Source organism: Ruegeria sp. CDSB029 (assembly GCF_059611125.1).
In genome coordinates, this window is sequence record NZ_JBXWOX010000008.1 from 90,738 (window position 1) to 103,571 (window position 12,834).

General features: G+C 58.6%; 12 protein-coding genes. 6 read left to right on the forward strand and 6 right to left on the reverse strand.

Annotation, left to right across the window (positions count from 1 at the left end; genetic code table 11):
• Positions 1-5 precede the first annotated feature (5 nt).
• Positions 6-335 (reverse strand): hypothetical protein, encoded by a 330-nt coding sequence (locus tag AC2FI8_RS11705; RefSeq protein WP_282168169.1) that lies wholly within the window; start codon positions 333-335, stop codon positions 6-8.
• A 65-nt stretch (positions 336-400) separates the two neighbouring features.
• The gene (bcoG, locus tag AC2FI8_RS11710; RefSeq protein ID WP_282151376.1) at positions 401-1,315 is read right to left on the reverse strand and encodes a 3-dehydrocarnitine:acetyl-CoA trimethylamine transferase BcoG; all 915 of its coding nucleotides are present in this window, start codon (positions 1,313-1,315) and stop codon (positions 401-403) included.
• 133 nt (positions 1,316-1,448) lie between these two features.
• Here bcoG and AC2FI8_RS11715 point away from each other — a divergent pair, with 133 nt between their 5' ends.
• The gene (locus AC2FI8_RS11715) at positions 1,449-2,435 is read left to right on the forward strand and encodes a GlxA family transcriptional regulator (RefSeq protein ID WP_496696628.1); all 987 of its coding nucleotides are present in this window, start codon (positions 1,449-1,451) and stop codon (positions 2,433-2,435) included.
• A gap of 70 nt (positions 2,436-2,505) precedes the next feature.
• Here the strand turns inward: AC2FI8_RS11715 and AC2FI8_RS11720 are convergent, their stop codons facing one another.
• Positions 2,506-3,552, reverse strand: coding sequence for an aldo/keto reductase (locus AC2FI8_RS11720; RefSeq protein ID WP_496779156.1), 1,047 nt, complete (start codon positions 3,550-3,552; stop codon positions 2,506-2,508).
• Positions 3,553-3,652: 100 nt separating this feature from the next.
• Between AC2FI8_RS11720 and AC2FI8_RS11725 the strand changes: the two genes are divergently transcribed.
• The gene (locus AC2FI8_RS11725) at positions 3,653-3,826 is read left to right on the forward strand and encodes a hypothetical protein (protein WP_496733520.1); all 174 of its coding nucleotides are present in this window, start codon (positions 3,653-3,655) and stop codon (positions 3,824-3,826) included.
• Positions 3,827-3,841: 15 nt separating this feature from the next.
• On the opposite strand, the gene AC2FI8_RS11730 is transcribed toward AC2FI8_RS11725, so the two are convergent.
• From AC2FI8_RS11730 to AC2FI8_RS11740, 3 genes are all read right to left on the reverse strand, one after another.
• Positions 3,842-5,035 carry an NADH:flavin oxidoreductase/NADH oxidase family protein gene (locus AC2FI8_RS11730; RefSeq protein ID WP_496779158.1) on the reverse strand — a complete coding sequence of 398 codons (1,194 nt, stop codon included), beginning with the start codon at positions 5,033-5,035 and terminating at the stop codon, positions 3,842-3,844.
• 154 nt (positions 5,036-5,189) lie between these two features.
• Entirely contained in the window at positions 5,190-5,648 is a 459-nt protein-coding gene (locus tag AC2FI8_RS11735; protein ID WP_282118261.1) for a DNA polymerase III subunit chi, read from the reverse strand.
• A gap of 4 nt (positions 5,649-5,652) precedes the next feature.
• On the reverse strand, positions 5,653-7,119 hold the full coding sequence (locus AC2FI8_RS11740) for a leucyl aminopeptidase (RefSeq protein WP_496779160.1): 1,467 nt from the start codon (positions 7,117-7,119) through the stop codon (positions 5,653-5,655).
• Between the two features lie 240 nt (positions 7,120-7,359).
• Between AC2FI8_RS11740 and lptG the strand changes: the two genes are divergently transcribed.
• From lptG to pdxA, 4 genes are read left to right on the forward strand one after another with little or no spacing between them, the layout of a single operon-like run.
• Positions 7,360-8,460, forward strand: coding sequence for an LPS export ABC transporter permease LptG (gene lptG / locus AC2FI8_RS11745; protein WP_496738421.1), 1,101 nt, complete (start codon positions 7,360-7,362; stop codon positions 8,458-8,460).
• Entirely contained in the window at positions 8,460-10,622 is a 2,163-nt protein-coding gene (locus tag AC2FI8_RS11750; protein WP_496779162.1) for an LPS-assembly protein LptD, read from the forward strand. The genes lptG and AC2FI8_RS11750 overlap by 1 nt, the downstream gene beginning before the upstream one ends.
• Positions 10,613-11,866, forward strand: coding sequence for a peptidylprolyl isomerase (locus AC2FI8_RS11755; protein WP_496779164.1), 1,254 nt, complete (start codon positions 10,613-10,615; stop codon positions 11,864-11,866). The genes AC2FI8_RS11750 and AC2FI8_RS11755 overlap by 10 nt, the downstream gene beginning before the upstream one ends.
• A complete protein-coding gene (gene pdxA / locus AC2FI8_RS11760) occupies positions 11,863-12,828 on the forward strand; it encodes a 4-hydroxythreonine-4-phosphate dehydrogenase PdxA (protein WP_496779166.1) in 966 nt (321 codons plus the stop codon). Before AC2FI8_RS11755 ends, pdxA begins: the two co-directional genes overlap by 4 nt.
• Positions 12,829-12,834: the final 6 nt, after the last annotated feature.

Below are 12,834 nucleotides of genomic sequence, written 5' to 3' on the forward strand. Positions count from 1 at the left end.
TTTTCCTAGTCGATACAGATCACCAGCTCGCGTCCGGTCTCATCCAGATGAGGAATGCACCCGAACTGCGGCGTGACCGCGCTGCATTGTTTGGTCTCGGACAGGCAAAAGTCTTGACAGTCCGAACCTTTTTCACAGGTCTTGCCCGCATCTGCCAGCGGCAGAACGCACACATATTGCTGGGCTTTGCCTGCAACCTCGTAGACACCGCCTTTGGCTTCGCAGGCCTGCCTCCCATTGTTCACAGAAGCCGCCTCCGCCTTTTCATCCGCCGGAAGGCAAGCCGCCATAAGCCCCGCTCCAACGACAGCCAGACACCGCAACATCACTTTCATGAGTCTCATTCCCTCAGTTGATGCCCCGGTGTCATGGCAAGGCGAACTTCCTACAAGGAGAAAATTCAGCCCTTAGGTGCTCGTTTCACCAGCCCCAGCTTCTCACGCACTTCCTGCGCGCCGATCACCCGCGCGCCCATGTTCGAAACGATGGTGTTCGCCCGTTCAACCAGCTGCCAGTTTTCCGCAAGAACGCCTTTATCGAGGAACAAATTGTCCTCAAGGCCAACGCGCACATTGCCGCCCGCCAGCACCGAAGCCGACGCATATGCCATCTGGTTCCGTCCCAGCGCGAATGCGCTGAAGGTCCAGTCATCAGGCACGTTATTCACCATGGCCATAAAGGTGTTCAGATCATCCGGAGCACCCCACGGCACGCCCATGCACAGTTGAACCAGTGCCGGGCTGTCCAGAACGCCGTCCTTCACCAACTGCTTGGCGTACCACAGATGACCGGTATCAAAGGCCTCGATCTCAGGCTTCACGCCCAGATGCGTCATCATCCGGCCCATCGCCTGCAGCATGCCTGGCGTGTTGGTCATGACATAGTCAGCTTCGGCAAAATTCATGGTGCCGCAATCAAGAGTACAGATTTCGGGCAGACATTCAGCCACATGCTCCACCCGAGCAGCCGCGCCGATCATGTCGGTGCCGTCCTCGTTCAACGGCAGCGGAGATTCCGTCGGGCCAAAGATCATGTCACCGCCCATACCGGCGGTCAGGTTCAGCACAACGTCGACCTCGGCTTCACGAATGCGATCAGTCACCTCGCGGTACAGGTCCAGACGACGGCTGGGTGCACCGGTTTCCGGATCACGCACGTGGCAATGCACGATGGCCGCGCCTGCCTTGGCCGCGGCGATCGCACTTTCGGCAATCTGCTTGGGCGAACGCGGCACATGCGGGCTGCGATCCTGTGTTCCGCCCGAGCCGGTGACAGCGCAGGTGATGAAGACTTCGCGGTTCATTTCCAGTGGCATGGTGTTTTCCCCAACTTATACCCGGTTTTGACCTAAGTTATCCTCAGGCTTCTCCCCGGATTCCGATTTGCGTTCATCCCCGACTCTGGCGCAGCTTTATGGAAACAACTTGCCAGAATGCGAATCGAACTTGATGAAATCCGCAAAAAACATATTGCAGCCCGAACATCGCGCCCTAAAAACGGCCGTGCTGGTTCTGGATGAATGCAACACGCTCAGCTTTGCCTCGGCCGTTGATCCCATGCGCGCCGCCAACCGTCTGGCGGACCGCCCAGCCTTTGACTGGGATTATGTGACGGCCACAGCGGAACCGGCGATGCTGACCAGCGCCCTGAATGTTCCAGGCACACCACTGGCTCGGTTGCAGGGTTGCGACCTGATGATCGTCATTGCAGGTTTCCAACTGGCCCGTCACGCCACACCCAGCTTGCTCGCCGGACTGCGCCGCATTGCCGGTACCGGAGCCACCATGGCTGGCATCGACGGCGGCCCCTGGCTACTGGCTGAAGCCGGCCTGCTGAACGGCCACTCCGCCACAACGCACTGGGAGGATCTGGACAATTTCGCGACCCGCTTCCCCGAAGTCGATGTTCGCCCCGACCGATTCACTGTGTCCGGCAACCGTCTGACCTCAGGCGGCGCGATCCCCGCGGTCGAGATGATGCTACACATCATCGCCGCGCGCCACGGCGCAGGTTTTGCTGCCCGCGTGTCCGGCCTGTTCCTCTACGAGGGCGCACCGGAACCGTCCAAGCCACAAAGCCGTACAGGCGTGCCGCATCGTCATACGGCTCTGACAGCAAAGGCGAACTCTCTCATGGAAAGGTCTCTTGAGGATCCGCTGCCATTGGCCGACATCGCCGATACCTTGGGCACCAGCCCTCGTACTCTGCAACAACAGTTCCGTCTGCGCCTGAACACAACGCCGCAGGATCACTATCTGCAACTGCGCCTGGCCGAAGCGCGGCGTCTGGTCACCGATACGGATATGCCACTGATGGACGTGGCACTCGCCACAGGCTTTGCCTCACAATCCAGCTTTGCCCGTGCTTTCCGCACCGCGCACGGCCTGTCGGCCAGAGACCTCCGTCAGGACCGGATCCAGCCCACACATCACTGACCGGATCCGCTTCATCTGGCTAAAAATTTCCCGGGGGAGTCGCGCAAAGCGCGACGGATGCAGAGCCCCCTTAGAACGGCATCGGATGCGCGCGATGCGCGGCACTGATATCCGCCAGGACATCATCCGCCAACACCACCTCCGTGCCCGCCAGAATATGGGCCAGTTGCGCAACCGTGGTCGCTCCGAAAATGGCAGTCATCATGAACGGGCGTGTCTGGCACCATGCCAGCGCCATATGCACCGGATCCAGGCCATGCCGCTGCGCGATCTCCAGATAGGCATCGACCGCACCAAACACACGCTCGTACTTACGCCCACCCATGGTCGGAACAAGATCCATGCGCGAGCCCTTAGGCACCGATCCGCCCTGATATTTGCCCGTCAGAAACCCTGCCGCCAACGGAGAAAACGCCATCAGGCCCACATCTTCGTGCACGCTTAACTCGGCCATATCGGTGTCGAAGTGGCGGCACAGCAGAGAATATTCATTCTGGACCGAAGCGACCCGTGGTGCGCCTGTCTGTTCGGCCAACCGCAGCCATTGCGCGGTGCCCCATGCGCTTTCATTCGACAGGCCGAACGCGCGGATATTGCCCTTATCGACTTGCTGTTGCAGAGCGACAAGGCACTCCTCCATATTCTCCAGTACGTCATTGGTGTTGTGACCAGACGGCGCATAGTCCCAGTTCTGTCGAAACATGTAACTGCCGCGATTGGGCCAGTGAAACTGATACAGATCGATGCAATCTGTCTGCAAACGACGCAGAGACCCCTCGATCGCTTCGGGGATCGTTTGCGCAGAAATCGGTGCTCCGTCGCGGGCATGGGCGAAACCTGCACCGGAATGTTTGGTCGCCAGAATATACCCCGCCCGCCGCGCGGGGTTCACCGCGTTCCAGTTGCCCAGGATTTCCTCGGTCCGCCCCACGGTCTCTTTCAAGACCGGGTTCACCGGGTACATTTCAGCAGCGTCAACGAAATTGATCCCCGCCTCCAGCGCCATATCGATCTGGGTATGTGCATCGGCCTCAGAGGTCTGCGCGCCAAACGTCATGGTTCCAAGGCACAGATCCGTCACTTCAATACCAGTGCGCCCCAATGGGTTCTTTTTCATCTCAAAATCCTTCCGCTCGCAACGTCGCGCACCCTAATGCAGAGATCAGGTAGGGCAAGGGTGCAGGCGATCAATTCCCGTGCAACAAGGGGTTGGGCTTATGCAAACCTCGCTGCAAAAAAGCGGCATAAAGCCAAACGCAGCGCATGGCGTTTCTGCCGCAACCATACGGGTATCCACTCAGATTCCAGTAAATGCGCTTTCATTTCAAGGTTTTGAGTGGCTATACGAACCAATGCTGCAAATCACTGCGGCTGCACCAATGTCGGCTTGAGGTTGCTCGTGAAGTTCAGCCGAAATGAGAATTCCAAATCTCTCGTCGAATCTCATCTCTGGCCTCGTATGCCGCTATTGCTTCGTCTAGATCATCTGGTTCAAGCGCGTCCTCACCTCTGGCGATCCGCGTGACTTGCATCGTGTACCATGCAGTCACACCGCCTTCCGGTGGGTTTTTGAAACGCGGGAATTGCGGCTCGTCGCGTTGATCGGAAAGCCAAAATGATGGCAATTCTGGATCAACGACCAATGCGCGGGCCAATCCAACGAGATCGGCTTTGCCCTCTGCAATGGCGCTTTTGGCCTGTGCAAGCGTCTTGAAACCGCCCGTCACCATAAGGGGAATGTTCGTTTTCGCACGCGCACGTTCAGCAAAATCAAGAAAATAGGCGCCGGAACCCGCACGATCTGATGATGACGCAGCACCCGGAAAATATGTGCCACCGCTGACATCAATCAGATCAATTGTTGTTTTGTCTAATGCCGCAATGACCTCAAGGGATTCATCTTCAGCGAAGCCGCCTTCAAGTTGATCTGTCGCGTTCAACTTGATGCCCACAGGGAAATCCGGGCCAACGGCATTACGCACGGCGCTGATCACTTCTAGCAGCAGTCTCATCCGGTTTTGCAAAGAACCGCCATAGGCATCTTCGCGTTTGTTGAATAGCGGAGACAGAAACTGGTTGAGCAAGAATCCATGGGCCGCATGCAACTCAACGCCACCGAACCCAAGCCGCTTGGCAAGGTTTGCCGTGCGTGCAAATTCGGCCGGCAGCGCGTGGATTTCATCCAAGGACAGCGCGCCGCATTTCAGACCGGGCAAATCAAGGCGACTCGGACCTTTCGGCGAGCTGATCGGAGCATCCGCCATCGCCCCCGCGTGTCCAAGTTGCGGCCACAAATGAGCGTCGTTGGTTGCCCCTGCCTGTGCAAGTTTTCTTGTGATTGCGAAATCGGATTGATCGTTCAAAACCAAATTGCCGGGCTTCTCTGCAAAATGAGGTGTGCCCTGCACTTCGCCGATGATCGACAGGGCGAGGCCGCCAGTTGCCCAACGCTCATAGAGCTTGATTTGATCATCACTTGGATTGCCTTTGCCGTCACCAAGCGAGTCAGACATCGCCGATTTAGCAATTCGGTTTTTTAGAGTTACGCCGCAGGGCAGAATTAGCGGCTGGCGCAAGAGAGACTGGGTTTTATTGGACATTTGGTTCCTCAAACTTTTGCCTTAACAGTCGAAAACAGTCATTTTTGCCTTGCACCGCATCCGTCAATTTGGGCTTCAATCCGGTCATTGAGGCATTTCTGATCGCACATCTTTGCGCAATCACCACCACGCCTTCCGGAAAGTGGCTCGGGCCCTAAGCCTCAGCTTTCTTTTCCCAGCGCCCGGATTCTTCGGACCAGTATTGGGCGGAACATCCCGCACCGGTCAAAGCCTTCCACTGCCCGCGCGCGTGTTGAACGGCCTCTGCGTCATTGCCGTCGAACAGGATACATACGCGGTCCAGTTTCTTGATCTCATCGGGGTCGACCGCCGCGCCATCTACCGCCATGACACAAGACGGGTCATTGGCAGCCTGCGCCTCAGTCGTCAGCAGGATCGGCTGCGCGGCATCGTGCGGACCGCCTGCGCGGCCATGTGGCAAGAACCCTTCTTCGGGCCCCTGCCACAGCTTTTCATCCAGCCAGTCCATCCGTGCGGGATCGCTGCCTCGCACGGCAATCTTCCACCCGGCCTGCCGTGCCTTGTCCAGCAACACCGGCAAGGTATGCTCCAGCGGTTGGCGGGTCAGGTGATAGAAATAGACGGCCCCCATCGGCTTACTCGAAGTTGTCCTGAACGAAACGGCTCAGCGCGCGTACGCCCCAGCCGGTTGCGCCCTTCGGGGCGTAGGATGTCTCGGACGAGACCGAAGCCACACCGGCAATATCCAGGTGAATCCACGGCATATCTTCTTTTACGAACCGCTGCAGGAACTGCGCCGCAGTGATCGAACCCGCAGGACGTCCGCCCACGTTCTTCATGTCGGCAATCCGCGATTTCAGCTGTTTGTCGTAGGCTTCGCCCAATGGCATGCGCCATGCGCCTTCATCTTCGGCACCTGCGGCTTTCAGGAAGGCATTGCAGAATGTGTCATTGTTCGAGAAGACACCCGCATTCTCATGCCCCAGTCCGATGATGACCGCTCCGGTCAGGGTGGCCAGATCGACCATTCCCACGGGCTTGAACCGCTCTTGCGCGTACCACAACACGTCGCACAGAACCAAACGGCCTTCGGCGTCGGTGTTGATGATCTCGACCGTGTCGCCCTTCATGGATTTGACCACATCGCCGGGACGGGTGGCGTTGCCTGAAGGCATGTTTTCCACCAATCCGACCAAGCCGACAACGTTGGCCTTGGCGTTGCGTTTGGCCAGCGCGCGCATGGTACCTGCCACTACGCCAGCGCCGCCCATGTCCATGGTCATGTCTTCCATGCCACCCGCAGGTTTCAGCGAAATACCACCGGTGTCGAACACCACCCCCTTACCGACCAAAGCCAGCGGCGCGTCATCTTTGTCGCCGCCATTCCATTGCATCACCACAACCTTCGAAGGGCTGTCCGACCCCTGCCCCACGCTCAGCAGCGTACGCATGCCCAGCTCGGCCAGTTTGTCTTCTTCCAGCACTTCGACCTCAAGCCCCAGTGCCTTCATCTCGTCCAGCCGGTCGGCGAATTCCGTGGTAGTCAGGATATTCGCGGGCTCGTTGGTCAAATCGCGGGTCATGCGGACACCGTCGGCGACCGCGTAGAGCGGTGCAAACGCAGCCTCGATCTCATCCGCCTTCTGGTGGGTTATGATGACCGAACCAGCTTCACCCGAATCCTTGGTCTTGTGCGCATCAAAATCATAGCTGCGCAGCGCGATGCCCATGGCCAGATCCTCGGCCTTAACCTGATTGCCCGACATCACCAGCAGGTCCTTGCTGCCCGCCAGCTTGGCCAGCGCGGCACCGGCCTTGCGGGCCTCGGCGGGTTCGGGACGGCGCGGCAGAACCAGAACGTCCAGCGCCTCGGCTGCCATGCCGGATGGCCACGCCATCGAGATCACGTCACCGGTTTTCACTTTTTCGAACCGCTCGCTTTCGACCAGCCGTGTCACAGCCCCGCGGGTCAGACGGTTGGCGCGGCGGGCGGCAGGGTTCATTTTGCCGTCAGCCGGGATGATAATGGCCACGCGCCCTTCGGCCTGCGCCATCGCATCCATGTCGGGGTCCTGGAAACGGATCGGTACAAGACTGCTCATTGCGAACTCCTCAAAATCAGTTCCCCAAGACCTAGCCCGCGCCGCGCGGCTTGACCAGATAGCAGTTTTCCCCGGCCCGCATTTGGATTACAGTCCCGGAAAAAATCCGACAGGCTCGGGGGAGAAGGTTTTGGCAAGACAGAGCAGGCATAGGCCGTCACGCACAATTGCGTGCAGCGGTGATTCTAGTCTGCACCCGACCACGGGCTGTTTGCGCGTCATTTCGGCAGGAGTTCCTTCGTGATCCTCGACCGCTACTTCGCCCGCCGATTCATTCAGAGTTTCCTGGTCATCGGCAGCATTTTCCTGACGCTGATGATTCTGATCGACCTGATCGAACAGGTGCGCCGCTTTGACGATGCGAACCTGTCCTTTGGTCAGCTGTTGCAGTTGACGTTGCTGAATACGCCTGCCGCAATCAGCGAAATGCTGCCGCTGCTGGTCATCTTGTCCACGATCGCGTTGTTTATCGGTCTTGCCCGCAGCTCGGAACTGGTCGTGACCCGCGCCACTGGCCGTTCAGGCATCCGCGCCCTGTTGGCCCCAGTGGTGATCGCCCTGATCATAGGTGCACTGGCAGTGGGCATGCTGAACCCCATCGCAGCCGCCACGTCGGAAGAGTACAAACAGCTTGCCGAATCTTACAAAAACAACGGTGGATCAACGCTGTCGATCAGCGCAGATGGTCTTTGGTTGCGGCAGGGATCGGCCAATGGCCAATCCGTGATTCACGCCCAGGATACATCCAACGGCGACAAGTTCACCCTTAATCAGGTGACGATCATTACCTTCGCCCCGGACGGCACACCGACCCAGCAGATCGTGGCCGACCAAGCCGATTTGGAGAACGGTACGTGGGTTCTGACCAATGCCAAGATCTGGGCGCTGGAAGGCGGTGTGAATCCAGAAACCCACGCCACTGAACACGCGCGGCTTGAGGTTCCCACATCGCTGACACGCCAACGGATTCTGGACACGCTTGGCGATCAGGATTCCGTCTCGGTCTATGACCTGCCGGAACTGATCCGTGACCTGCGCGAAGCCGGGTTTTCGACCAAGCAATATGAGGTCTGGTTGCAGGTCCAACTGGCCCGTCCCTTGTTTCTTATGTCGATGGTTCTGATCGGCGCGGCCTTCACCATGCGCCACGTGCGATTTGGCGGCACCGGTATCGCGGTTCTGACCGCCGTCCTGCTGGGCTTTGGCATCTACTTTATTCGCAACTTTGCCCAAATTCTGGGGGAAAACGGTCAATTGCCTATCTTAGTCGCGGCCTGGGCCCCGCCCTTTGCAGCCATTCTTCTGTCCCTCGGCCTTTTGCTGCATGCGGAGGACGGCTGATGCGGCTTATTGCCAGTTTGTTGCTGTCCGGTGCGGTCGCACTGAACATGCCAGCGGGCGCATTCGCGCAATCTCAACCCGCTGCCAACGCTGCACAGGGTACCACGCAAGAGGATCAGCCTGCCCTGCTGGTGGCTGACCGGATCTTTATCACGCCCGAACGCAATCTGGTGGCCGAAGGGAATGTTGAAGCCTTTCAGGGCGACATCAAGGTCACTGCCAAGCGCATCACCTATGACCGCGAAACCGGCAATCTGTCGCTGGAAGGCCCGGTGCGCATTGATCAGGGCGGCGCAACCACGTTGCTGGCCGATTCCGCCGAACTGGATGACGGAATCATGAACGGTCTGCTGATAGGAGCCCGCATGGTGTTCGATCAGCAGGTTCAGATCGCCTCGGTCCAGGCTGCGCGCGCGGGGGGGCGTTACACACAGTTCAGCAAGGTCTCGGCCACGTCCTGCCACGTCTGCGCCAATGGTAAACCGCCGCTTTGGCAAATCCGCGCCCGCAAGGTCACGCATGACCAGTTGGAACGCCAATTGTATTTCGAAGGGGCACAGTTCCGGATACTGGATTTCCCGGTTTTCTACTTCCCCTATCTGCGCCTGCCCGACCCGACGCTGGACCGCGCGACGGGCTTTCTTGTTCCGTCGATTCGCACCACATCGCAGTTGGGAACTGGCGTGCAGGTGCCGTATTTCTTTAAGCTTGGCGACCACAGGGACCTGACGCTGACCCCCTATATCTCGGGGAAAACTAGAACACTGGGCTATCGCTATCGCCAGGCATTCAAACGCGGCCGGATTGAGCTGAACGGTGCTTTCACCCGCGACGACCTGCAAGAAAATGAGGATCGGGGCTATCTATTTGCCAACGGTTATTTCTTCCTGAACAACGACTTCCGCCTTTTGTTTGATGTGAAGACGACCTCGGATAACGCGTATCTCGCCGACTATGGTCTGCCTGATTTTGACCGGTTGCGCAGCGAAATCGCGCTTGAGCGGATCAAACGCGATACCGCCTTCCGCACCAGTTTCATCCATTACAAATCCCTGCGAGACAGTGAAAATGAGGAAGTGATCCCATCTCGGATCTTCGACCTGTATTTCCAGAAACGTTACTTCCCAACCTCTGTCGGCGGCGAAGTACGCTTGGGCTTTGTGGCCCACAATCACACACGCACCAGCGATCAGGACATCGTTGGCCGCGATGTCGCGCGCGCCACATTCGATGCGGATTGGATGCGCAGCTGGATTTTCGCATCGGGCCTCAGGGCTGATGCCCGGTTCGGGACATCGGTGGATATCTTTGACATCCGAGATGACAGCCAGTTTCCTGACCAGGTGACCCGCGCGGCCCCCCGCGCTGCACTCACCTTGCGTTACCCGATGACCCGGCGGGAAAAGTCAGGCGCCACGCAGGTGCTTGAACCCATCGCGCAAGTCGGTTGGACGAACGTGACAGATCAGGACGTTCCCAATGACGAAAGCACGTTTCAGGAATTCGACCAGGGGAACCTGTTGTCCCTGTCCCGCTTTCCGGCCCCGGATCGTCGCGAAGATGGCGCGACGGCTGTGTTCGGGGTCAATTGGGCGCGTTATGGCGCAAATGGCTGGCGCGCGCTTGCCACTGTCGGACAGGTCTTCCGCTCGACCGCTGACCCCAACTTCAACCTGACATCGGGCCTTCAGGGCACCGCCTCCGACGTGTTGCTGGCCGGTCAGTTGCAAACCGCAAATGGCTGGTCCTTGGCGGGTCGTGGCCTGTTGAATGGTGATTTCAGCTTTGCCAAGGCCGAGGTACGCGCAGGCTGGAACAAGCCAAATGTCGGCCTAACCGGCAGCTATGTGTGGCAGGAAAAGGATCCGGCAGAAAATGCGAATGACGAGATATCAGAAATTTGGATGAATGGGCGTTACCTTGTTGACCAAAACTGGCTGACACAGGCTTATGCGCGTTATGACCTCAGCGAATCCGAACCGATCCGCTATGGTCTGGGCATTACGTACCAGAATGAGTGTGTAAAGGTTAACATGACCGTCAGCAGACGATTTACCTCATCATCAAGTATTGAGCCTTCGACAGAATTCGGGTTTACCGTTGCCCTGACAGGTTACTCCGTTGAGGGTGGCGGCCAACAGTACAAGAGAAGATGCAGTTGATTTCACGTTTCTCGCGAATAGTCCGTTCCGGTTGGTTAAAGCCGGTTGCACCGGCACTGGCTGCTGCTTTGCTGGCCCTGTCCACTGGTCACAGCCAGGCTCAGAGCCTGTTTTCACCTGCGATCAAGGTGAATCAGGACATTGTCACCTGGTACGAACTTCAGCAACGCCAGCAATTCCTGACCGTTCTGGGTGCCCCTGGCGCAACCGAGGACGAAGTCCGCGACGCGTTGATCGACGAACGACTGCGCAAGCAGGCCATGCGCGACGCAGGAATCGAGGTTGCACCAGAAGACATTCAGGTGGGCATTGATGAATTTGCAGCCCGTGGTCGCCTTTCGACCGATGAATTCCTGCAATTGCTGGGCGAAGCCGGCGTTTCCCCCGAAACCGTACGGGATTTCGTCGCTGATCAGCTTTCGTGGCGCGATTACGTCAGTTCGCGCTTTCTGTCCCAAGCCAGGCCGAGCGACGACGAGATCAACCGGGCTTTAGGACAGGCCGGGAGCGGCGGGCTTCAGGTTCTGTTGTCGGAGATAATCATTCCGGTCACTCCGCAGACCCTTGCACAGGCCGAATTGCTGGCCGAAGAGATTGCTCAGGTTGAAGGTTTCGATGCGTTTTCTGCTGCTGCCACGCAGTATTCAGCTGCTGGCACACGCGATGACGGCGGGCGTTTGGAATGGCTGAACCTGACCGACTTGCCCCCTGCCCTGCAACCTGTGATTCTGGGTCTCAAATCAGGCGACATCACGCAGCCTTTGTCGTTGCCCAATGCCATCGCCCTGTTCCAGCTGCGCGGATTGCGCGAAGTCAGCACCAGCGCGCCGCGATACTCCAAGATCGACTACGCGATTTACAACATGGCCGGCGGTCGCAGTGCCGAAACTCTGGCCAGCGCTGCCCAGCTGCGCGAACAGATCGATACCTGCGACGACCTCTATGGCATCGCCAAGGATCAACCTGCCGCAGTGCTGCAACGTGTTGAAGCCAACCCCTCCGAGATCCCCCGCGACGTAGCGCTTGAGCTGTCCAAGCTGGACCTGAACGAAGTTTCCACGACGCTGACGGGGAACAATGGCCAGACTCTGAAGTTCCTGATGCTGTGCACACGCACATTGGACCGGGGCGAAGACACGACGCGTGTGGATGTGGCCAACGCCCTCACGCAACAGCGCCTGCAGGCCTTTGCCGAAAGTCTGGTTGAACAGCTCCGCGCCGACGCGACGATTATCGAGCAATGACCGCGCCCATCGCGCTTAGCTGTGGCGATCCTGCTGGAATAGGCCCCGAAATCGCCGCCAAAGCATGGTCAAAACTGCGCGCGAGCTGCCCGTTTTTCTATATCGGCGATGCGGCGCATCTGCCGGCAGGCACGCCCACGCAGCGGATCAGCGATCCGGCACAGGCCATTGATATCTGCGCGAATGCCCTGCCTGTTCTGCAATTGAGCTTTCCCGCCACAAACACAGCAGGCCAACCAGATCCGTCCAATGCGCCCAGTGTGATCGACGCCATCGAAACCGGTGTTTCTCTGGTGCAATCCGGCGCGGCGTCGGCGCTGTGCACTGCACCGATCCACAAAAAAGCCCTGATCGACGGGGCCGGGTTCGCCTATCCCGGCCATACCGAATTTCTCGCCGCTCTAGCCGGGCGCAAGCGTGTCGTTATGATGCTCGCCAGCGATCTGCTTCGCGTGGTGCCCGCAACGATCCACATCCCGCTGTCGCGCGTCCCGTCTGAGCTTACCCCCGATCTGCTGCGCGAAACCATCGCCATTACCGCTGAAGGCCTGCGCAGACAGTTTGGTATCCCCCATCCCCACATCGCCATTGCAGGCCTCAACCCGCATGCGGGCGAAGGCGGTAAAATGGGGCATGAAGAACTGGACTGGATCGCCCCTCTGATATCTGATTTGCCGGGCGATACCTGCACGGTTACCGGCCCACACCCGGCGGACACGATGTTCCACGCCGCCGCCCGCGCCCGATATGACGCCGCAATTGCCATGTATCACGATCAGGCACTGATCCCGATCAAGACACTCGACTTCGACCGTGGCGTGAACGTGACCCTCGGCCTGCCCTTCATTCGCACCTCGCCCGATCACGGCACCGCATTGGATATCGCCGGACAGGGCATAGCAAACCCCACCAGTCTGATCGAGGCACTGAAACTGGCCCAACGGATGGCACAAAGCGCTTGATCCTTC

Excerpts from the sequence above, each read along its gene's own strand:
- bcoG (WP_282151376.1), bottom strand. The coding sequence starts at position 1,315 with ATGCCACTGGAAATGAACCGCGAAGTCTTCATCACCTGCGCTGTCACC.
- AC2FI8_RS11730 (WP_496779158.1), bottom strand. The coding sequence starts at position 5,035 with ATGTCCAATAAAACCCAGTCTCTCTTGCGCCAGCCGCTAATTCTGCCC.
- AC2FI8_RS11755 (WP_496779164.1), top strand. The coding sequence starts at position 10,613 with ATGCAGTTGATTTCACGTTTCTCGCGAATAGTCCGTTCCGGTTGGTTA.
- AC2FI8_RS11705 (WP_282168169.1), bottom strand. The coding sequence starts at position 335 with ATGAAAGTGATGTTGCGGTGTCTGGCTGTCGTTGGAGCGGGGCTTATG.
- AC2FI8_RS11725 (WP_496733520.1), top strand. The coding sequence starts at position 3,653 with ATGCAAACCTCGCTGCAAAAAAGCGGCATAAAGCCAAACGCAGCGCAT.
- AC2FI8_RS11720 (WP_496779156.1), bottom strand. The coding sequence starts at position 3,552 with ATGAAAAAGAACCCATTGGGGCGCACTGGTATTGAAGTGACGGATCTG.
- AC2FI8_RS11740 (WP_496779160.1), bottom strand. The coding sequence starts at position 7,119 with ATGAGCAGTCTTGTACCGATCCGTTTCCAGGACCCCGACATGGATGCG.
- AC2FI8_RS11715 (WP_496696628.1), top strand. The coding sequence starts at position 1,449 with ATGAAATCCGCAAAAAACATATTGCAGCCCGAACATCGCGCCCTAAAA.
- pdxA (WP_496779166.1), top strand. The coding sequence starts at position 11,863 with ATGACCGCGCCCATCGCGCTTAGCTGTGGCGATCCTGCTGGAATAGGC.
- AC2FI8_RS11750 (WP_496779162.1), top strand. The coding sequence starts at position 8,460 with ATGCGGCTTATTGCCAGTTTGTTGCTGTCCGGTGCGGTCGCACTGAAC.
- AC2FI8_RS11735 (WP_282118261.1), bottom strand. The coding sequence starts at position 5,648 with ATGGGGGCCGTCTATTTCTATCACCTGACCCGCCAACCGCTGGAGCAT.